Annotated in this window: 12 protein-coding genes and 1 tRNA gene; 7 read left to right on the plus strand and 6 right to left on the minus strand. The window is 65.7% G+C overall.

Annotation, left to right across the window (positions count from 1 at the left end):
* Positions 1-2: 2 nt before the first annotated feature.
* Positions 3-5,741 carry an alpha-2-macroglobulin family protein gene (locus KC8_RS11750; RefSeq protein ID WP_010126376.1) on the minus strand — a complete coding sequence of 1,913 codons (5,739 nt, stop codon included), beginning with the start codon at positions 5,739-5,741 and terminating at the stop codon, positions 3-5.
* Between the two features lie 146 nt (positions 5,742-5,887).
* On the opposite strand from KC8_RS11750, the gene KC8_RS11755 reads away from it, so the two are divergent.
* A complete protein-coding gene (locus KC8_RS11755; protein WP_010126377.1) occupies positions 5,888-7,288 on the plus strand; it encodes a glycosyl transferase family protein in 1,401 nt (466 codons plus the stop codon).
* Entirely contained in the window at positions 7,285-8,280 is a 996-nt protein-coding gene (locus KC8_RS11760; RefSeq protein WP_010126379.1) for a hypothetical protein, read from the plus strand. The genes KC8_RS11755 and KC8_RS11760 overlap by 4 nt, the downstream gene beginning before the upstream one ends.
* A 12-nt stretch (positions 8,281-8,292) precedes the next feature.
* Here KC8_RS11760 and KC8_RS20100 read toward each other — a convergent pair whose 3' ends face one another.
* Positions 8,293-8,463, minus strand: a complete 171-nt coding sequence (locus KC8_RS20100; protein ID WP_192807704.1) for a hypothetical protein — start codon at positions 8,461-8,463, stop codon at positions 8,293-8,295.
* A gap of 147 nt (positions 8,464-8,610) precedes the next feature.
* Positions 8,611-8,684, minus strand: a tRNA-Gln gene (locus KC8_RS11765).
* Between the two features lie 163 nt (positions 8,685-8,847).
* Between KC8_RS11765 and KC8_RS11770 the strand changes: the two genes are divergently transcribed.
* Together KC8_RS11770 and KC8_RS11775 are read left to right on the plus strand one after the other, a co-directional pair.
* Positions 8,848-9,897: a Ppx/GppA phosphatase family protein gene (locus KC8_RS11770; RefSeq protein WP_010126380.1), complete on the plus strand. Its 1,050-nt coding sequence runs from the start codon at positions 8,848-8,850 to the stop codon at positions 9,895-9,897.
* 10 nt (positions 9,898-9,907) lie between these two features.
* Complete coding sequence (locus KC8_RS11775; RefSeq protein ID WP_029624654.1) at positions 9,908-10,603, plus strand: RlmE family RNA methyltransferase; 696 nt, start codon at positions 9,908-9,910, stop codon at positions 10,601-10,603.
* Between the two features lie 21 nt (positions 10,604-10,624).
* Here the strand turns inward: KC8_RS11775 and KC8_RS11780 are convergent, their stop codons facing one another.
* The 3 genes from KC8_RS11780 to KC8_RS11790 form a co-directional block, all read right to left on the minus strand.
* Complete coding sequence (locus KC8_RS11780; RefSeq protein WP_010126382.1) at positions 10,625-11,341, minus strand: DsbA family protein; 717 nt, start codon at positions 11,339-11,341, stop codon at positions 10,625-10,627.
* 49 nt (positions 11,342-11,390) lie between these two features.
* On the minus strand, positions 11,391-12,782 hold the full coding sequence (locus KC8_RS11785; protein WP_050805437.1) for a M48 family metalloprotease: 1,392 nt from the start codon (positions 12,780-12,782) through the stop codon (positions 11,391-11,393).
* Positions 12,783-12,908: 126 nt separating this feature from the next.
* A complete protein-coding gene (locus KC8_RS11790) occupies positions 12,909-15,605 on the minus strand; it encodes an Rne/Rng family ribonuclease (RefSeq protein WP_198360942.1) in 2,697 nt (898 codons plus the stop codon).
* Between the two features lie 467 nt (positions 15,606-16,072).
* Between KC8_RS11790 and KC8_RS11795 the strand changes: the two genes are divergently transcribed.
* The 3 genes from KC8_RS11795 to prfB all read left to right on the plus strand — a co-directional run bounded on the left by KC8_RS11795 (position 16,073) and on the right by prfB (position 21,181).
* Positions 16,073-17,386 (plus strand): N-acetylmuramoyl-L-alanine amidase, encoded by a 1,314-nt coding sequence (locus KC8_RS11795; protein WP_010123815.1) that lies wholly within the window; start codon positions 16,073-16,075, stop codon positions 17,384-17,386.
* A 50-nt stretch (positions 17,387-17,436) separates the two neighbouring features.
* Positions 17,437-19,935 (plus strand): penicillin-binding protein 1A, encoded by a 2,499-nt coding sequence (locus KC8_RS11800; RefSeq protein WP_010123814.1) that lies wholly within the window; start codon positions 17,437-17,439, stop codon positions 19,933-19,935.
* 118 nt (positions 19,936-20,053) lie between these two features.
* On the plus strand, positions 20,054-21,181 hold the full coding sequence (gene prfB / locus KC8_RS11805) for a peptide chain release factor 2 (RefSeq protein ID WP_029624298.1): 1,128 nt from the start codon (positions 20,054-20,056) through the stop codon (positions 21,179-21,181).
* Positions 21,182-21,197: the final 16 nt, after the last annotated feature.

Consider the following 21,197-nt stretch of genomic DNA (forward strand, 5'->3'; position numbering starts at 1 on the left):
CTTCACGGCAGTGCAACCGTCACCGGCTTGTTCGGGATCGCCGCGCGGATATCGGGCGAATACATCGCCTCCACCCGCGTCGGCGGCATCTGGAACGTGCCGACACCGTTCAGTCGCACGGCATATTCCACCGTGAAGCGGCCACGCGGCACCCATTCGAAATAGCCGCGCCACGCATCCAGCCCGCGCCCGACATAGGATGGCTGCACGCCCTCCCCGCCCGACGCCTGATCCGCCAGTTGCTGCGATTGGCCGCCAAGATTGCCAACGATCGTCGCCCCCGCCGGGATCGGATCGCTCAACACCACCCAATTGCGTTCGGCCGTGGCATCGACGCTGATCCGCACCTTCAGCACGTCGCCACGCGTCAGCCGCCCCTTCACCCGCTGCTGGATCACCATCACCGATTTTTCGAGGCGGTAGCCCGCGAACAGAGGCTGCTGCAGCGGCACGGCGGCGGTGAGCGATATCTGCGCCCACGGCCCCGCCCCACTGGCCTGCGCCAGCAGCAATGGCGTCCGTGCCGCCGGCAATGGCAGGCGCAGCAGCGGCGCATCGGTCGGCTGCGGCCAGCTTTGGCTGCGCGTTACTGCCCCCAAGCTCACCGTCGTCAACCCCGTTACCGCACCCGGCGGATAGAGCGCGGCAAAGCGCCGGGCGGCCAGCACGCCCCACGCATTGGCCGGCGTCGTATCCCAGCTGCCGCGTTTCTGGCGCAGCGCCACGCCCACCATGATCCGGGGCGTATCATCCTGCCAGCCGGGCCGGCCGAGCACCGCCATCAGCGCACGGATCGCCATTTCATCGCCGCTCGTCATCATCCACCAGGGGGCAGCCCCGCTATCGACCAGATCGAGCCGCGATCCTTCATAGACCAGTCGGGTCCGCAGCACCTGTTCGGCCGCCTGCCGCAGCGCCGGATCGGCACCCGTGCGGTCGATCGCGACGATCCAGTCGGCCAGCGCCGATGTCGGCATGTCCGCCGGCTTCAGCCCGATCTGGCCGAGCATCGTCGGGGTTGCCGCGTTATTGCGGGCGAGCGCGGCCAGCGCCGCCAGCCGCAGGAATCGTCGCTCGCTTATGCCCTGCCCGTTGCTGGCGATGCGGCCATCGACAACGCCCTTCAGCGCCTCGATCATCCGGGCTTTGGCGGTTTCGGGGATCGGCCACCCGGCTTCGGCGGTGATCGCCAGCGCATATGCGGTCAGCGCCTCGCTGCCTTCCATGCTGTCCACCGGAAAATAGCGCAGCAGGCCATTGCTATCGAGATAGGCCGGTACCTCACCCGCCAGCCGCCCCCATGCGCCCATATCGCCCAGCGCCACCGCCTTCGACAGGCGCTGTTCGAAACATTCATAGGGATAGGCGGCCATGTAGCGGCGCACCCCATCGAGCGGCGGCGACAGGCTATCGGACAGCTTCACCGTCACCTCGCCCCGGCCGGGGATCGCGCCCGCCGGCGGGGCCAGCATGACACTGGTTTGCGGGCCGACGCGCGCCAGGGTCGCCGCCCAGGTTTCCAGCGGAACGGCGGGCGCCACCTCCTGCGCTACGGTCAGCTTGTCGACGGCTTTGCCATCGGACGACCGCGCGGACACCGTCCACGACAAGCGTTCGATCCCCGCCGGCACCGGCAGGTTCCATGTCACGGGGGCAGCCCCGCCCGCCGGGATCGTCACGGTCAGCGGCCGCGCGGTGCCGATGCGCGGGGACATCTCTGCGGTTGCCGTCACGGTCATCGGCTTGTCCGATCCGTTGCGCAGGGTGAAGCTCGCGCCATAGAAATCGCCGGTCCGCACCAAGGGCGGCAACCCGGCATACAAGGTCAGATCCTGCGTCGTGCGCACGGTCGCGATGCCGGTACCGAAACGATCCGGCCCCGCCGTCGCGATCGCGACCAGCCGGAACGACGACAGCGCATCCGACAATGGCACGGCCACCTTGGCGCGCCCCTGTGCATCCAGCGGCACGCGGCCTTTCCACAACAGCACCGGGCGGAAATCCTCACGATTGACGGCGGACATATCGCCACCGCCACCGCCGCCCGCCGCCACCGCCTTGCGGCCATAATGGCGCTTGCCGACGACCTGCATCTGCCCGGTCGACGTCAGCACCGAAAGCGGGCGTTCGCCCATCATCGCATCGATCAGCTTCCAGCTGTCATTGGGCGAAAGCTGCAACAGCGCCTCATCCACCGCCGCAAAAGCGATTTCGGCCGATTTGGGCGGAGCGCCAGCCCCATCCTTCACCTGCACCGCCACCTGCGCCACATCGCGCACGCGATATTTGTCGCGATCGGCCTTCACCTCGACGGCCAGTTGATGCGCTTCCCAGCCGACATTGATCTTGGCGACACCCAGCCGGAAACTCGGCTTCGCGAGATCGACCAACGCGGTTGGCTTGGCGCCATCGCGTTCGAAAAAGGGCAGCCCCCATTCGCGCGCCAGATTCGACAGCCACAGCTTGAACCCGCCAACGCGCCCGCGCACCACCAGCACCGAAACATAGACGTCGGGGGCATAAAAGCCCTGCAACGGCACCTCGATCACCGGATCCTTGCCCGAAAGCCTGGTGACGAAGCTGCCGATCACGCCTTCGCGCTCGATCGTCACCAGCGCGGTCGCCTCGCGGAACGGCATCCGCACCTGGAAGCGCGCAGTGTCGGTCGATTTATAGTCGGTCCGTTCGGGCACCAGGTCCATCCGGTCGCCATTGTCGCCGCCGAACCACCAATCCTCATCCCCCGCCAGCCACACCGAACGCACCGCGCGGCTGACATTGCCGTCATCGTCCTCGGCGATCGCGACTGCATACACTTCGCCCGAAACGCCGGGATCGATCGCGCATTCGGCAAGGCCAAGGCTATCGGTGGTCGCCGTGCAGCTTTTGGCGAGCTTCGTCGTCCGGGCATTATTGTCATAAGCGTAAAAGCCACCGATCAACCGCCGCCGCGCCGACAAGATTTCGCGGCTATAGAGGTCAACCTTCACCTTCTTGCCGGCAGCCGGCCGGCCGTCGGCATCGAGCACGACCATCTTCAGGCGAAGATCATCCGCCTTCATCAGCCAGCCATCGGTTTTGAGGCCGACGCGCACGGCCGACGGATAGACCGGGATGCGCCGCGATGCGGTGAGCATTTCGCCATTGGCGTCCTGATAATCCATCTCGACCGAAACCAAAGTCGGCTGGTCGAAGCCCTGCGGCATGTCCACGCTGGTGCGCGCCGCGCCCTGATTGTCGAGCGTGACGGGCAGCATCTGCGCCGACGGCAACACGGTTCCGCCAATCTCATCGCCATCGCCGTCAAGCGGCTGTACCCCTTCGGTGATCTTGGCCCCACCGAAGCTCCAGCCTTCCCAGCCCTTGGGCGCGCTATCGTCCAGCGCAAAGGCGGTGCGCACGGTGACACCCATGTTCGATGCGCCCCCGCCGGACAGATAGCCGACGAACAGATCGAGCGGCAGTTGCTTGGGCCGCACCGCTGCGGCTTTCGGCCCGGTCACCGTCGCGCGCATCGTCGGCAGGCGATATTCATCGACGCGGATCGACTGGTCGGTGAAGATCCGATCGTCGCCCGATACGATCGTCAGGTCATAATCGCCCTGCGGCGCGCCGGCCGGGGCCGTCCACGCGGTTTCGCCGATGCCGTCCGCGCCCACATGCAGCGGCAGATCGAACTGTGTGTCCGATCCCCGATGCGTCAGCCGCAGCACGCCATCGAGCTTGCTGGCAAAGGTGAAGCCGGCCGCCACCGGGCGGCGCAGGATATGCTTCATATGCACCGTATCGCCGCCGCGCATCAGGCTGCGATCGAACACGGTGTGGAAGATATCGGTGCGTTCGTCCCAGCCATAGGCCAAGTCGAAATCATAAGGGCGGATGCCGTTGGACCAGCCGGTCAAAGTGAAGCTGAAATCACCATCTTTGCGCGCCGATACCATCAACGGATGCGATGCGCCGTCGTCGCACGATCCATAGGTTTCGGGTTCGGGCAGCCCCGGCTTGATCGCCAGCCGGCCGCGCCCGTCACTTTTCCCCTCAGCCAGCAGCTTGCCACTGCAACTGTCGGTGATCCGCACGTCCGCGCCGCCAACCGGATCGCCGCTGTCGAGCGCGGTGATCCACGCCATCGATCCTTCACGGCCCCATTTGAAATGGACCGAAAGATTGGTGACAAGCGCGCCCGCCGCTACATAACGCGGCGTATCGCGGCCCAGCAGTGCGCGGCCGAGTGCGGGACTAGCCAGTTCGACGACATAGAAACCGGGCTTGGCCAGCGGAATGCCGACCACTTCGAACTGCCGCCCCTTGGCCGGCAACGCGACATTCAGCGGGGTGGTGCCGGCCGTCCGGTCCAGGATCGGTGTGGCGCCGGTATGGTTCACCGTCACCATTTCACCGCCACGCTTCTCTTCGCGGAAGTCGTTCTTGCCGGCCTTGTCGAGCGTACGCAGCCACTGCGCGACCGCTTTGTCGTCGTCAGTGATCCGCGCCAGCTTGCCGCCCACCGCCAATGTCTTGCCCGCCAGCGCCGGTTCGACATTACGCACCGTAACCGGCAACACCCCGCCTTCCTTGGCCTCAAGGATGCCGAAGTTCGCGGCGAACTTCACCAGCGGCGGCGCGGCATCGAACCGTATATCGAGCGGGAAGCGCGCTGCATTGGCCAGCGGCCGGCCGCTATCGTCGGTCAGCCGTTCGGGCAGCAGCAATTGCCCCCTGGTCGATTCCGGCACCGGCCCCTTGAAGCTGACCGCGCTTACCTGCTGCGCGCCCTTGTCGTCGATCACCGGCCGATATTCGGTGCCGTCGGCCAGTTTCAGGCGAATACCTTCGGCGGCTACGCGTGCGATCGGCGCCGTAAAGCGCACATGCGCCGGTTCGATCGGGCTGCACCCCGCATCGGGATTGACCCGCGAACATTCGAACCTGGCCTCGAACGCCTTGCGCACGGTGAAATCGAACCGCTGGTCGGCGCCTGCCGTGCGGCCACCCGCGCCGCGCACACCAGCCCCCCACACCAGCGCCATGTCGCGCCCCGGCGGTAGCGGCCGGCGGCATTTGACCGCGACGATACTCGCCAACGCCTCGCTGCGCGCCTTGCCCTTGGCCGGCAGCGCCTGCGGCAAGCCCGCTTCGCCCAGAAAATTGGTCACCTGATAGCGCTGAGCGCCCATGCCTTCGAGCACATCGCCCGCCGTTTCCGGCGGCAACACGTCGACGGCGATCTTCTCGCCAATGCCATCGACCGCGCAATAGGCCGCTTGTGCCACCGACGCGCGATCCGGCGCGACGTTGGCGGCGACCAGAAACACCTGATCCTCGGCGATATCGCCGCCATAGCCGGTCGGTAGCACCGCGCGTGCCGTCGGCCCGCCGGTATCGACGGTGAAACGCTGCTGCCCGGCCAGCGTCGCGCCACGCAGCGTCTTCAGTCCTTCGCGCAGCACGAAGGCGCACGAAATTCCACCGGGCAGCGGCTTTTCGAATTCATGGACATAGGTGGCCTGGTCGATCCAGCGCCCCTTGCCAGCGACCGGACATGTCACCGCAAACGGCCCCTGGCTGCGCGGATCGCCCAGCGGCACCATCGGTTCGGAAAAGCGCACGGTGAAGCGTTCGATCGCCCCGCCAGCACGACCCGGCGTCGCCATCGTCACCTGCGGCGCGGTATCGCCGGATGCCATGACCGGCGCAAGCGCGAGCAGCAATACCGCCCAGCGCATCCCGAAATGCCGCATCGTCCGCTCCCCATGATTCCGGTCTGCCAAAATTGCCGCCAATATCCCGGCAAATCCAGCCCCGTTTCTTAGCAACAAACCGTCCAATTTCCGAAGCTTGTATATTTGTGACGGCTCCGACATGTTTTTGTCGGGGGATATGGGGGATGCCGAATCCTGAAATGCTGTCAGGGTTGCTTGACGCAGCCCTGGGCGAAATCGCGTTGTTCGCGGCGATCGGACTGCTGATCGGCGCGATCGACGATTGCGCGATGGATGCGCTGTGGCTGCTGCGCGCGGCCAGGCGCCGGCTGACGGTCTATCGCCGCCATCGGCCCGCCACGGTCGCCACGCTGCCACCTCCCGACGCACCGGGCTGCATCGCCATCTTCATCGGCGCATGGGACGAAGGCGACGTCATCGGCGCAATGCTGTGCCATGCCCTTGATCATCTCGATCATGATGATTTCCGAATCTTCGTCGGCACATATCCGAACGATCCGGCGACCGCGCACGCGGTTGAAACCGTGCAGGCCAATCATGGCAAAGGCGCACTGGTCCGGCTGGTCGGCGGTTCGCTCGACGGGCCGACCACCAAGGCCGAATGCCTCAACCGGCTATGGATCGCGATGCGCGCCGAAGAAGCGACGACCGGCACCACGTACAAGGCCATCGTGCTGCACGATGCCGAAGATGTGGTGCACCCCGCCGAACTGCGCGTGTTCGACCGGCTGATCGAACGATTCGATCTCGTCCAACTGCCGGTGATGCCGCTGATCGTGCCGGGATCACCATGGATATCCGGTCACTATCTCGATGAGTTTTCGGAAGCCCACGGAAAACAGCTCATCGTGCGCGAAGCCATCGGCGCGGCGATGCCATCCGCCGGGGTCGGCTGCGCGATCGCCCGGCCCGCGATGCAGCGTATCGCCGACGCGCGCGGTGGCCTGCCGTTCGATGCCGACAGCCTGACCGAGGATTATGAACTCGGCCTGCGGATTGGCGAGGGCGGCGGGCGCGGCGTGTTTGTCCGACTGCCCACCGCCGACGGCCGTTCACTGGTGGCGGTGCGCGCCTATTTCCCCGCGACGATCGACGCCGCCGTCCGCCAGAAGACCCGCTGGCTCACCGGCATCGCGCTGGCCGGCTGGGACAGGCTGGGCTGGCGCGGCGGGATCGCCGAACGCTGGATGCGCCTGCGCGATCGCGGCGCCATCCTGTCGGCATTGATCGTCACCGCCGGCTATCTCGCTTTGCTGCTATGGGCCGCGTCGACCACATTGCACGCCGTGCGCGGCAGCAGCGGCCCGGTGCTCGATCCCTTGCTGATCACGCTGTGCCAGATCAATCTCGGGTTCCTCGGCTGGCGGTTGTTGATGCGCTGCTGGATGGTGTGGCGCGTTTATGGTCCGCACGAAGCGTTACGCGCCGGCCCGCGCATGCTGATCAGCAACATCATCGGCATCATGGCGGCGTGGCGCGCGCTCCTGCGCTACGCGCGCACCCCGCCCGGTGCCGCCGCCCGCTGGGACAAGACCCACCACCGTTTCCCGGTCACCATCGAATGAGATCGCCACCGATCCGCTTCCTCGCCCTGGTCGCCGCAATCTGGGTAAGCGGGCGGATCTGGTGGCTGATGCCCGAGGCCGTCGGCGAACCCGCCGCCTCGCCAGCCCGCGCATCGGTACCGCCAAGGCAGCCTATCCCGGAAAAGCTCTCCCCGCTGATTGCACAAACCGCACCGCGCCCGGCAGCCACCGCAGACGCCCCTCCGCCAGAATCGCATGCCGCAATCGTCTTGCAGGCGACAGCGGCGCGCCGGGAATATCCGTCCCAGCCATCCACCATCGCGCAGCCAGCGCCGCTGCCGCGCAGCTTCGATCTCCCTGCCCCGCCGCCCGCACCATCGCCGCACCGCGATTCGCGCTGGTCGGGCAGCGCCTATCTCTTCGTCCGCAATGGCAGCGGCGAAACGCTGGCGACCGGTGGGCAATTGGGTGGCGGGCAGGCCGCCGCACGAATCGCATGGCGGCTCAACCGCGACGGCCCCGCCCGATTCGCGCTCGCCGCCCGCGTCAGCACCGCGCTGAACGATCGGCGCGCGGCAGAGGCTGCTGCCGGCGTGGATATCCACCCGCTACCCGGCCAGCCGCTGCGCCTGTCGGTTGAACGGCGCGTCGATGTCGGCGGCCATGGGCGCAACGCATGGTCGGTTTATGGCGCGGGCGGCTTCTGGCGGGATCTGGGCGGGAACATCGAAGCGGATGGCTATGCCCAGGCGGGCATTGTCGGCGCCAGATCGCGCGACCTGTTTGCCGATGGCGCGCTGCGTATCGTCCACCGGCAGCCAATCGCGCCCACGACGATGCTTCGCCTGGGCGGCGGGGCCTGGGGCGGGGCGCAACCGGGGGTCGAACGGTTCGATATCGGCCCGCGTGCCGCGCTTTCGCTGCCTGTCGCGCAAACGACGCTGACCGCCGCGATCGAGGGCCGTTTCCGTGTCGCCGGCGATGCCGCGCCGGGGTCGGGGATCGCCCTCACCCTGGCGGCGGACTTCTAGGATAAGTGGCTGTCAGGCCTTCTTGTCGTTCTTCTTGGCGCGGTTGGCATAAAGCAGCGCCGCGACGATCGCCGCCGAACCGATGGCAACGCCGACACCCACACCCGCAGGAGTAAGGCGCGTTGCCTTTTTCTCCTTGGTGTCCGGCTTATCATCCCCCGCCGCGGCTGCGGAATCCGACATCATATTCTCCCTCAAGCGGCCGCATCCGATACGGCCCGTTGCCGGCATTCTATCGCCCGGCGTCGGAATGCCAACTTGGAATGCGCTGAACAGCCCTGTGAAAAGGCCAGTCGTGACGGCAACGAACCGATGATGGTGGGAGGTGCCTGGATGCCCCGTGAGGATTCGAACCTCAATAGACGGAATCAGAATCCGTAGTCTTACCATTAGACGACGGGGCAACGGCAGGCGCGCCAGATAGAAGCGCACCCGCCCCGTGTCAACGCCTGACGATGCGGCTTTTCGTCTCGGTCGGGCGGTCTTGCCGCCGCGGGCATGTCCCGATAGTCTCCAGCCCAAGTCCCGGCGGCATCGGCCCGACCGGAAAGATAAGAGTGAACGGACATGGCGCAGCAGCCCGGAATGGCGGCGCCGCGAAGCGGAAATTTTCCGCGGCGAGCGGCCACCAACGCGCCCGACAGGCGGCCCTATAGGCGCACTTATGCCGCGCTGGACCTGGGCACCAACAATTGCCGCCTGCTGATCGCGCGGCCTTCGGACAATGGTTTCGTCGTCGTCGATGCCTTCTCGCGGATCGTGCGGCTGGGCGAAGGGCTGGCGGCAACCGGCCGGTTGAGCGACGCGGCGATGGATCGCGCCGTCGCCGCGCTTTCAATCTGTTCGGAAAAACTGCAGCGCCGTCAGGTCACGCTGGTACGATCGGTCGCGACCGAAGCCTGCCGGCGCGCCGAAAACGGGCGCGAATTCGTCCAGCGCGTCTATCGTGAAACCGGCATCGTGCTCGACATCATCACCGCCGAACAGGAAGCTAGGCTTGCCGTGCTCGGCTGTCACATTCTGCTCGAACCGGGAGACGGGCCAGCGCTGATCTTCGACATCGGCGGCGGCTCCACGGAACTGGTGCTGATCGACACTGCGGGCGAAAGCCCCCGCGTCCTCGATTGGTTCTCGGCGCCCTGGGGGGTTGTCTCGCTTACCGAAAGCGAACCGCACGACTGGGCCGAACGCGATGATCGGCTGGCCGCCTACGGCCGAATGCGCGCACGCGTTGCCCAGGCCTTCGCCCCGTTCGCCAGCACGCTTGCCGCAACCGGCCACGCCCCCGCCCGTCTGCTGGGCACCAGCGGCACGGTGACGACGCTCGCCAGCGTCCACCTAGGCCTTTCCACCTATGATCGCCGCGCGATCGACGGGCTGATCGTCCCGTCACGATCGATGCGTGAAATCAGCAGCCGGCTTTCCGCCATGTCGATTGCCGAACGCGTCGCATTGCCGTGCATCGGCAACGAACGGGCCGATCTCGTCGTTGCGGGTTGCGCGATCCTCGAAGCGATCATCGACATTTGGCCGGCAGAGCGGCTAGGCGTCGCCGACCGTGGCATCCGCGAGGGCATCCTGCGCTCGTTGATGGCCCGTGAAGGGGAACGCGCATGAGGATTTTGGCATGAGCCGCGGTGGATCCGGCGCCCGCACACGGGTGAAAACCGGCCGTGGGCGCACCGCCTCGTCGACGCGCTGGCTCGCGCGCCAGCTGAACGACCCCTATGTCCGCCGCGCCAAGGCCGAAGGCTATCGTTCGCGCGCCGCCTACAAATTGATCGAACTCGACGAACGTTTCCACCTGCTGAAAGGTGTCAGCCGGGTCATAGACCTCGGCATCGCGCCGGGCGGGTGGAGCCAGGTCGTGCGTCGGACCGCGCCCAAGGCGGCAATCGTCGGCATCGATCTGCTGCCGGTCGATCCGATCGACGGCGTCACCATCTTCCAGATGGATTTCATGGATGATGCCGCACCCGACCTGCTGACCGAGGCGCTGGGCGGCAAGGCGGATCTGGTGCTGTCGGACATGGCCGCCAACACCACCGGCCACCCCCAGACCGATCACCTGCGCACCATGGCGCTGGTCGAAACCGGCTGCGCCTTCGCCGCCGATATCCTGAGGCCCGGCGGCGCTTATGTCGCCAAGGTGCTGGCAGGGGGCGCGGACAATGATCTGGTGGCCGAACTCAAGCGGCTGTTCACCACGGTCAAGCACGCCAAGCCACCGGCCAGCCGCAAGGATTCGTCCGAATGGTATGTCATCGCACAGGGCTTCAAGGGCCGCGCGCAACCGGCCCGGGAGAACAACGACGCACCGTAAGCCGATGCGCTGGTATCCGGCTTATTTCTTCGCGGCGCGGGCCTCCGCGATCGCTTTCTTCATCGCTTCATAGCCAACCGCGCCCGGCAGCAATTTATCGCCGATGACGAACGCCGGCGTGCCGGTGAGTTGCAGCGCGCGCGCCAGTTGAATGTTGTTGGCGATCTCCGCCTGAACGTCCGGCGCCTTATTGTCGGCGGTCACCAGCGCCGGATCCAGCCCGGCCTCCTTCGCGACGCGCGCGATGGTTTCCGGCGTCGGCCGCCCGGCGGCGTATAATTTCAGGTGGAACGGGTAGAATGCCCCCTGCCGCGCGGCCGAAAGGCTCGCTTTTGCCGCCGCATCGCTGGCATCGCCCAGGATCGGCAATTCGCGGAACACCACCTTCAGCTTGGGATCTTCCTTGATCAGCCGATCAACGTCGGCCACCGCCTGCCGGCAATAGCCGCACGAATAATCGAAAAATTCGACAAGCACGACATCGCCATCGCGCGCGCCCGCCCAGCCACTGGCAAAGGGCGTTTCCAGCGCCTTGCGGTTGGCCGCCAGCAATTGGGACATTTGCTTGTTCTGCAGCTTCTCCATCGCTTCGGGAATGATCTCGGGATGCTGGAGAATATAATCGCGCACGATCGCCTCGATCGCCGCGCGATCCTTGGCCGGAACCACGCCGGTCGTCTGCATGCCCGCGAACGCAATCGCCGCACCACCGGCCAGCGCACCAATGATGCCCGCCATCCAATATCCCCTTTGATTCACTGACACGCCCTGCGGCCCCTTGCTGCCGTCACCGGCGTTTCTTTTGATCTTCAATAGCCTGGCGCGATGTCAATGCGATATCTTCAGCCTTCACATAATCCGGCGTGCCTTGCGGGATGCCCCGCATCGCCGTTTCGGCATTGGCCAGCGCCAGCTTCGGCTGACCGATCAACGCATAGCGCTCCGCCGTCGCCAGCGCCGCCCGCGCGATATCGCCATCCTGGCTGTAGACGATGCCCAGCTGATACCAGGCAAACGGATTGTCATTGTCGCGCGCCACCGCGTTGCGCAGCACCGTGCGCGCTTCGGGCAGGTTGGCCGGGTCTTCCGTCGCGATCAACGCATGGCCCAGCAGCGACGCGATCAGCGGGGCGCCGCGGGTGGTGGCAACGGCCTCCCGCAAGGGCGCGATCGCATCTTTCGGTTTGCCGGATTCGAGCAGGATCTGCCCTTTCAGCTCCAGAAAATACGGATCATGCGGCGCCACCGCCACCAGCTTGTCGACTTCAGCCACCGCCTTGTCCGGATAAGCCGCCTTGTGCCACGCATAAGCCCGCGCATAACGCGCCGGGATGGATTGATTGCTTTCAGGATAATGGGCCAGCGTCACCTTGGGATCGTCAACGAAACCCGCAAGCTTGGCTCTCACTCGCTGGAAACGCGCTTCCAGCGCCGGATCGGTCGGCTTGTTCCAGGCCGGATCGCCTTTCAGTTCGGCTTCCATCACAGCCGCGCGATCAGCCGACATCGGATGCGTGCGGGCATAGGGATCGACGTCGGCATAGCTGGACGACAGCCGGAACTCTTCCTTGCGCAGCTTCTGAAAGAAGGAAACCGATCCGCGACCGGAAATGCCGGCTTTCTTCATGAAACTGGCGCCGGCGGCGTCCGCGCTCGATTCCTGCGTGCGGGTAAAAGCGAGGAATTTGCTCATCGCCGCCTGCTGGCCGGCCGAAAGAATGCCCATGCCGGCTTCGCCGCCGCCCGCCGCCATCACCGCCGCGCCCAGCAGCAGCGACAACAGGCTGATACCCGTCGCCGCACGGGCGCCTTCCGAAAAGCGCACAATATGGCCACCCGTGATGTGGCCAACTTCATGGGCGATAACGCCCTGCACTTCATTGACGTTGTCGGCCGCGGCGATCAGGCCCGAATGGATATAAACGGCCTGGCCGCCGGCCACGAACGCATTGATTTCCTTGTCCTGGATCAGGATCATCTGGACATTGCCGGGTTCCAGTCCGGCGGCGATCACGATCGGCCGCGCAATATCGTTGAGCAGCGCCTCGGTTTCCGCGTCGCGCAGGATCGACTGCGCGGCGGCGGGGCGCATCAGCAGGGCCATCGACAGCAAAAACACCACCACCCAGCGCAGGATGATGCCGAAATCAGGACAAGAGGGGCAAGCTAGCCGGCGCATCAGCAGGGCTGTCGTCCAGCCGGGATGAACCGGCGCTGAAAACACGCCATCCCCACGACGCGGAACCGGCCGGGATGCAGTGCACCCCGGCCGGCCGAATATCGAAGATCAACCGCGATCAGCGGCTCACGCCCCGAAGGTCCGCTGCCACCAGCCGCGACGCGGCCCGGTATTGCCTTCGGCCGCATCGGCCGTCTCCGCCGTCGCCGGTTCGGCAACAGGTTCGACAACCGCTTCGGCGACATCGGTTTCAGCCGGTGCCGCGGCGGCCTTGGCGCGGGTGCGGCGGGCCGGCTTGGCCGGCGGTGCACCTTCCTCGGCGGCCTCGGCGGCGACAGGCGCTGCGGCTTTCGCCTTCGCCCGGGTCTTCGGCGCAGCCTTGGGCTTGGCTTCCGTTTCCGCCTTGGGGGCCGCCTTGCGCCGTGTCCGCTTGGGCTTTTCAGCCGGTGCTTCCTCAGCCGTTACGGCAACCGGTTCCGGTTCGGGGGCGACTTCGGCGACAGCGACGGTCTCCGCCACGGCCGGCTCGGCCTCCTTGCGCGCCCGCGGACGACGACGGGCACGCGGCTTGGCGGGTGCCTCTTCCTCGTCGGACGCCGCAGGTACGGCCACTTCGACAACGGCTTGCGTATCGGCGGCCTCGACGACCGCTCCGACGGCAGGCTCGCTTTGGGCGGCACTGTCACCGTTCACGCCCTCTTCGCCATTCCGGCGGCGGCCACCACGGCGTCCCCGGCGACCGCGACGACGGCGCCCGTCACCCCGTTCTCCGGCGTCCGCCTCACCATCGGCCTCGCCATCGCGACCGGCTTCGCCGTCGGCTTCCTCGTCCTGCTCGTCGCCGGCCACGCCTTCTTCGGCTTCGTCGCCCTGCTGTTCGTCTTGCGACGCGCCTTCGCCTTCCTCGCGACGGCCACCGCGACGACGACGACGGCGGCGACGACGGCTACGATCCTCGCCTTCGCGCTCTTCGCGTTCGCCGGTTTCAGCCTCGACGACCTCTTCCTCTTCTTCCTCATCCTCGATGTCGAGAATGTCGTCATCCTCGGGTTCCATCGCGATCGGGGCAGGCAGGCGCGGCGCATAGGCCGGCGGCGGCCCAGACGATTCGACGGTCATCCGGGCGCCTTCCAGCGATCCATCCGACAGGATTTCGATCAGGACGCCATAACGTTCCTCGATCTCGCTGATTTCCTCGCGCTTGCGGTTGAGCACATAGAAAGCCGCTTCCTGGCTGGCGCGCAGCACCAGGCGCGATCCGCGACCCCGCGCAGCTTCGTCCTCCAGCATGCGCAGCGCCGACAGGCCGGCCGACGATGCGGTGCGGACCAGCCCGGTGCCTTCGCAATGCGGACACTGGCGGGTGGATGCTTCCAGTACGCCGGTGCGCAGGCGCTGGCGGCTCATCTCGAACAGGCCGAAGCTCGAAATCCGGCCGACCTGAATACGGGCGCGATCGTTTTTCAATGCCTCCTTCATCGCCTTTTCAACCTTACGGTTGTTGGAGTTGTTCTCCATGTCGATGAAATCGATCACGACCAGCCCGGCCATGTCGCGCAGGCGCAACTGGCGGGCGATTTCGTTGGCCGCTTCCAGATTGGTGCTGACCGCCGTCTGCTCGATATTATGTTCGCGCGTCGACCGGCCCGAGTTGATGTCGATCGACACCAGCGCCTCGGTCGGATTGATGACAAGATAGCCGCCGGATTTCAGCTGAACGATCGGCTGGTACATGGCCGCAAGCTGATCCTCGACCCCGAACCGCTGGAACAGCGGCACCGCGTCGTTATACGCCGCGATCTTCTTGGTGTGGCTCGGCATCAAGAGCTTCATGAAGCTGCGCGCCTGACGATAGCCTTCCTCGCCCTCGACGATCACTTCGTCGATGTCGCGGTTATAGATATCGCGGATCGCGCGCTTGATCAGGTCGCTATCGCCATAAACCAGCGCCGGCGCTTCCGATTGCAGCGTGTTTTCGCGAATCTCGTCCCACAGCCGGGCGAGATAATCGAAGTCGCGCTTGATTTCGGTCTTGGTGCGCTGGAGGCCCGCGGTGCGGACGATGCAGCCCATCGTCTTCGGCAGATCCAGTTCCGCCATGATCGACTTCAGCCGCTTGCGATCGGCCGCGTTCGAAATCTTGCGGCTGATCCCGCCGCCATGGGCGGTATTGGGCATCAGCACGCAATAACGGCCGGCCAGGCTGAGATAGCTGGTCAGCGCAGCACCCTTGTTGCCGCGTTCTTCCTTCACGACCTGCACCAGCAGCACCTGCCGGCGGCGGATCACGTCCTGAATCTTGTAACGGCGACGCAGGTTCATGCGCTTGGTGCGCAACGCCTCCACCGCATCGCCATCGGCGCCGCCCGCGCTGGTCGGCCGGCGGCGGGGAACGGCTTCGCCTTCCTCGCCTTCGCCATGCTCGCCATCATCATGATGGTCGTCGTCATGGTGATCGTCATCATGATGATCGTCGTCGTCATGATGGTCGTGATCGGCGTCTTCGCGCTGGCGCAGCGCCTCTTCTTCGGCGGCGTGCTCGGCCTCTTCGCGCAGCAGCGCCTCGCGATCCTCCTTGGGGATCTGGTAATAATCCGGGTGGATTTCCGAAAATGCGAGGAAGCCGTGGCGGTTGCCGCCATAATCGACGAACGCCGCCTGCAGCGACGGCTCAACGCGCGTCACCTTGGCGAGATAGATATTACCCTTGAGCTGCTTGCGCTCAGCGGATTCGAAATCAAATTCCTCGATGCGGTTTCCCTTGACGACGGCCACCCGGGTTTCTTCCCGGTGGCGCGCGTCGATCAGCATGCGCATGGTCATTTATTGGTCTCCGGGCGCGACCGCTGGCCGTTAGTTCACGGCGCGGCGCGCGATATGAAAGGGGCGCAGGCGGCATCGCGTCGATGCAGCGCCAGGGCGCCCGGTTGGGAACGAAAAACTCTGCCTCTGCTGCAACGCCATGTCCGGCGCGGTGCGCCGGAAGGCAGCCCTGAACCGACACGCCGCCGCCTTCATGGGCACAGCGTGGATTCAGGAAATCATGACTCATGCAGCGTCAACCTAGATGGCGGCCGCGAATGCGGCGTCCTTTACCGGACGGGCCTTTCCGTGTTGGATAAAGGGCAGCCGTACGGATTGTTGCTGCTAGCACCTGCATGGTCCGGGGGCAACCCAAGCTGTCCCGCCAGCCGGCCCGATGCCAAATATCGTCCGGGATTTTGGTGAATTGATCAGTTGGTGCTTATGCTTCAAGGCAGAGAATGAACGCGCCAAGGGGCCGCACGATTATGATCTCGCGCATCGCGCAGGGCATCGCCCGGCTCTTGGGCCGGCGGGATCCTGCCCAGAACGAAGGAGAAGGCAGCTCAGGCGCTGCGTTTGCGCGCGTTGCCGGGTTGATGCTGCTCGCCGCGCTGGTGGCAACCCCGATCGACGCCGCATCGATCCGGGGAATCGAGATCGTCGGCGATAGCATCACCCTGCGATTCGACGGCCCCGTCGAACATGCGCGCGCCTTCACGCTCGAAAATCCGCGCCGCATCGCGATCGACGTCACCGGCGCCCATGCAGGATCGGGGGGGCAGGCCGGTGGCTATGTCACCGCGATCCGCCAGGCCCAGTTCAATCACGATACGGCGCGCGTGGTGCTGGATCTCAACGCCCCGGCGCTGGTGCACAGGGGCGGTTTCGCCGCGGACGGCCGTTCCCTGGTGCTGGAAATCGCCGGCGCGAGTGACAGCGCCTTCACGCGCAGCACCAAGGCCCGCAGCAAGGCGTTCGATCCGCCGGTCGCCATCCGCGCCACGGCACCCAAGCCAACCGATCGATCCGCAGTGCGCGTGCCGCTTGATCACCGCGCCGGCCGGGTTGCCGGGTCGCAGCTACCGCCGATCATCGGCGCCAAGGGCACCGGACGCCCGCTCGTCGTGATCGATGCAGGCCATGGCGGCCATGATCCCGGATCCCTCGCCAGCGATGGCCGGCGCGAAAAGGATGCCGCCCTGGCCATCGCCCTGGCCATTCGTGACGAGCTGGTCGAATCGGGCCGCGTCCGCGTCGCCCTGACGCGCGACCGCGACAAGTTCCTCGTGCTGGGCGAACGCCGGGAAATCGCCCGGCGGCTGGGGGCGGACCTGTTCTTGTCGGTGCACGCCGACAGCGCACCCAATCCCGCCGCACGGGGCGCGACGATCTACACGCTTTCCGAAGTCGCGTCGGACAAGGTTGCCGCCGCGCTCGCCGCCCGCGAAAACCGCGCCGACGTGCTCAACGGCGTCAATCTCGGCGGGGAGAATCAGGATGTGTCCTCGATCCTGTTCGATCTGGCCCAGCGCGAAACGATGAACGTTTCCGCCGATTTCGCAACGCTCCTGCAGCGCGAAATGTCGACCAAGATACCGTTCAAAAGTGAATTTCACCGCTTTGCCGGGCTTATCGTCCTCAAAGCACCGGATGTGCCGTCGGTGCTGCTAGAAACCGGTTATATTTCCAACGAAGACGACGCCAAGCTGCTCTTTTCGAAGCGCTACCAGCGCGATATCGCCGAAGGCGTGCGCCGTGCGGTCGAACTCCACTTCGCCCGGCGCCTTGCCAGCAAGTGACCCTTCTGACGGCTGGCAAAGCCGCCTCAACCTGCTAGATGGCCGAGACGATGGAAGACGCCCCGCCCGATAACGTGCACATGAAGCTCACACGGGCGGGCGACGGCATCGGGCCGAAGCTGCACGCTTTGTGGCAACGCCGAATCGTCCGCCTGGCCAGCTTTGCCGCAGGCGGGCTGTTGCTGCTGTGGCTGGCGATCTGGCTCATTTTCGCACGCGACCTGCCCGATGCCGATCAGCTTCTGGCGTATGAGCCGGCACTTCCGACCAATGTACGCGACGTCAATGGCATGCCCGTCCACAGCTTCGCACGCGAACGCCGCGTCGAGCTGGCCTATGACGAATATCCGCAGATGCTGATCCATGCGTTTCTCGCCGCCGAAGACAAGACCTTCTTCTCGCACAGCGGCGTCGATCTGACCGGCCTTGCCGGCGCGGTCGTCGATTACGCCTCGAAGGTGGGATCGGGCGAACGCGCCAAAGGCGGGTCGACGATCACCCAGCAGGTCGCCAAGAATCTGCTGCTCGGCGACGAATATTCGCCGACGCGCAAGATCAAGGAAATGATCCTTGCCTACCGGATCGAACAGGCGCTGACCAAACAGCAGATTCTGGAACTCTACCTCAACCAGATATTCCTCGGCCGGAATGCGTATGGCGTGCAGTCCGCCGCGCGCGCCTATTTCGACAAGGATGTCGATCAGCTGACCCTGCCGGAAATGGCCTATCTGGCGATCCTGCCCAAGGCGCCGGCCAATTATAATCCCGATCGGTTTGCCACCCGCGCGCTGGAACGGCGCGGCTATGTCCTCGATCAGATGAAGGCCAATGGCTGGATCAGCGAAGCGCAGCGCGCCGCTGCCACCGCAACGCCACTCGGCACCGTCCATCGCGCCGCCACCGCCCGACGCGACATTGGCGGCTATTTCATGGAAGAGGTGCGCCGCGAACTGATCGAGCGCTATGGCGAAACCGCACAACAAGGCCCGCACAGCGTTTATTCCGGCGGGCTTTGGGTGCGCAGCTCGATCGACCCGAACGTCCAGCAGGCTGCGGAAACCGCGCTACGCGACGGCCTCGTCCGCTATGATCGCGGCAAGGGGTGGAGCGGCCCGGCCGCCAAAATCGCCCTGGGCGATGGCTGGCGGTCGCGCCTCGCGGCCGCGCCCATCGGCACCGGCTATGATGATTGGCGCGCGGCCGTGATCCTGTCCAAATCCGGTGGCAGCGCGGAAATCGGCTTCGCCGATGGATCGACCGGCACGCTTTACGCCGGCGCGGCAACGATGCCCAAGCGCGGCGTCGGCGGACGGGCGTTCGATTTCATGGCGCCAGGCGATGTGATCGTGGTGAAGCGCGAGGGGGCCGCCTACACGCTGCGCAACATTCCTGCCGTATCGGGTGGCTTCGTCGCCGAAGAAACGCATAGCGGCCGGGTTCTGGCGATGCAGGGCGGGTTCGACGTGCGCGGATCATCGTTCAACCGCGCGACGCAGGCGATGCGCCAGCCGGGGTCGAGCTTCAAACCGTTCGTCTATGCCGCAGCCCTCGATGCCGGGATGACGCCCGCATCGATCATCGTCGACGGGCCATTCTGCGTCTATCAGTCGGCGCGGCTCGGCCAGAAATGCTTCCGCAATTTCTCCGGCGCCAATGCCGGTCCGCAGACGATGCGCTGGGGCGTCGAACAATCGCGCAACCTGATGACGGTGCGCGCCGCCAGCCAGACCGGCATGGACAAGGTGGTGAAGACCGCGGCCGCCATGGGCATCGGCAATTATCCCACCGTGCTCGCCATTTCGCTGGGCGCGGGCGACACCACGGTGCTGAAACTCACCAACGCTTATGCGATGCTCGCCAATAATGGGCGTGAGCTGAAACCCACGCTGATCGACTATATCCAGGATCGTCACGGCAAGACGATCTGGCGGGCCGATACGCGGCCGTGCGAGGGCTGTAACGCCAAGGATTATAATGGCGGGCCGATGCCTCGCCCCAAACCGCGCGGCAAACAGGTGATGGACGCGATGACCGCCTATCAGACGGTCCACATCCTCGAAGGCGTCGTCCAGCGCGGCACCGCGACGATCCTGCGCGATCTCGGCCGGCCGATGTTCGGCAAGACCGGCACGTCGACCGGGCCGACCAATGTGTGGTTCGTCGGCGGATCGGCCGATATGGTCGCCGGGGTCTATCTCGGCTATGATCAGCCGCGCTCGCTGGGCGGCTATGCGCAGGGCGGCACCGTTGCAGCACCCATCTTCAAGCAGTTCGCGGTTCAGGCGATGAAGGATATGCCGGTCGTCCCATTCCGCGCGCCGCCGGGCATCCGTATGGTCCGCATCGATCGGAAAACCGGGCGCAAGGTGTTTGGCGGCTGGCCGGGCAGCGAACCCAAGGCCGCGATCATCTGGGAAGCGTTCAAACCCGAAAGCGAGCCGCGTCGTACGATTCGGCGCGAGGAAATCGCCAAGCGCCCCGACGAAACACGCCCCGCCGCCAAAAGCAGCGACAGCGATTTCTTGCAAAGAGAGGGCGGCATCTATTAACCCGCCGTCCAAATCGGCATCGGGCATCCGCCTGCATGTCGCCTATTTCTACCCCGCCATGGGCGGGACAATCCCGGTCCCCATGCCGGGGTGACGTTTTAAGTTCAGGAGCCTGACCATGCGCGCCGAAGCGCAAGCCCATGTCGACCAGATCAACGACGCGCTCGCGCTGTTGCGCCGCTTCCTCGACTGGGACCGCGCGTTGCGGCGGCTCGATGAGCTGAACAACCGCGTCGAAGACCCGAAACTTTGGGATGATCCCAAGGCCGCGCAGGACGTGATGCGCGAGCGCCGTCGCCTTGACGAGGCGATCACCGCGACGCGCGCCATCGAGAACGAAGTGCGCGATACCGTCGAACTGATGGAAATGGCGGAGGCCGAAGGCGATAGCGGCATGGTCGACGATGCCGTCGCCACGCTCGCGGCACTCGCCGAACGCGCCGAACGCGACAAGGTGCAGGCCCTGCTGGCCGGCGAAGCCGACGGCAACAACGCCTATATCGAGGTGAATGCCGGCGCCGGCGGCACCGAAAGCCAGGATTGGGCCGGCATGCTCCAGCGCATGTATGCCCGCTGGGCCGAACGCCATGGCATGAAGGTCGAACTCGTCGATTTCCACGCGGGCGAACAAGCCGGCATCAAATCCGCCACGCTGATGATCCGCGGCGAAAACGCTTACGGCCACTGCAAGACGGAAAGCGGCGTCCACCGCCTCGTCCGCATCAGCCCGTATGATTCGGCCGCGCGCCGCCACACCAGCTTCGCGTCGGTCTGGGTCTATCCCGAAGTCGATGACGATATCGATATCGAGGTGCTCGACAAGGATCTGAAGATCGACACCTACCGGGCATCGGGCGCGGGTGGCCAGCACGTCAACACCACCGATTCGGCGGTGCGCATCACCCACGTGCCCACCGGCATCATCGTCGCCTGCCAGAACCAGCGTTCGCAGCACAAGAACCGCGCCGAAGCGATGAAGCAGCTCAAGGCGCGCCTGTACGAGCGCGAATTGCAGCGCCGCGAAGCCGAGGCCAGTGAAGGCTATGCCGCCAAGACCGAAATCGGCTGGGGCCACCAGATCCGGTCCTACGTCCTCCAGCCCTATCAGCTGGTGAAGGATCTGCGCACCGGCGTAACATCCACCGCGCCATCCGATGTGCTGGATGGCGCGCTGGATCCGTTCATGGCCGCCGCGCTGTCGCAGCGCGTGACCGGCGAGAAGGTCGAGGTCGAGGACGTCGAGTGAAATCAGGCGCGGCGAT

It is taken from the genome of Sphingomonas sp. KC8 (assembly GCF_002151445.1).
In the GTDB taxonomy this organism is placed as follows: domain Bacteria; phylum Pseudomonadota; class Alphaproteobacteria; order Sphingomonadales; family Sphingomonadaceae; genus Sphingomonas_E.

Bases quoted from the DNA above. Each gene is read 5' to 3' on its own strand.
- KC8_RS11750 (WP_010126376.1), bottom strand. From the start codon at position 5,741: ATGCGGCATTTCGGGATGCGCTGGGCGGTATTGCTGCTCGCGCTTGCG.
- KC8_RS20100 (WP_192807704.1), bottom strand. From the start codon at position 8,463: ATGTCGGATTCCGCAGCCGCGGCGGGGGATGATAAGCCGGACACCAAG.
- KC8_RS11785 (WP_050805437.1), bottom strand. From the start codon at position 12,782: ATGCGCCGGCTAGCTTGCCCCTCTTGTCCTGATTTCGGCATCATCCTG.
- KC8_RS11790 (WP_198360942.1), bottom strand. From the start codon at position 15,605: ATGACCATGCGCATGCTGATCGACGCGCGCCACCGGGAAGAAACCCGG.
- KC8_RS11760 (WP_010126379.1), top strand. From the start codon at position 7,285: ATGAGATCGCCACCGATCCGCTTCCTCGCCCTGGTCGCCGCAATCTGG.
- prfB (WP_029624298.1), top strand. From the start codon at position 20,054: ATGCGCGCCGAAGCGCAAGCCCATGTCGACCAGATCAACGACGCGCTC.
- KC8_RS11770 (WP_010126380.1), top strand. From the start codon at position 8,848: ATGGCGCAGCAGCCCGGAATGGCGGCGCCGCGAAGCGGAAATTTTCCG.
- KC8_RS11755 (WP_010126377.1), top strand. From the start codon at position 5,888: ATGCCGAATCCTGAAATGCTGTCAGGGTTGCTTGACGCAGCCCTGGGC.
- KC8_RS11775 (WP_029624654.1), top strand. From the start codon at position 9,908: ATGAGCCGCGGTGGATCCGGCGCCCGCACACGGGTGAAAACCGGCCGT.
- KC8_RS11795 (WP_010123815.1), top strand. From the start codon at position 16,073: ATGATCTCGCGCATCGCGCAGGGCATCGCCCGGCTCTTGGGCCGGCGG.
- KC8_RS11780 (WP_010126382.1), bottom strand. From the start codon at position 11,341: ATGGCGGGCATCATTGGTGCGCTGGCCGGTGGTGCGGCGATTGCGTTC.
- KC8_RS11800 (WP_010123814.1), top strand. From the start codon at position 17,437: ATGGAAGACGCCCCGCCCGATAACGTGCACATGAAGCTCACACGGGCG.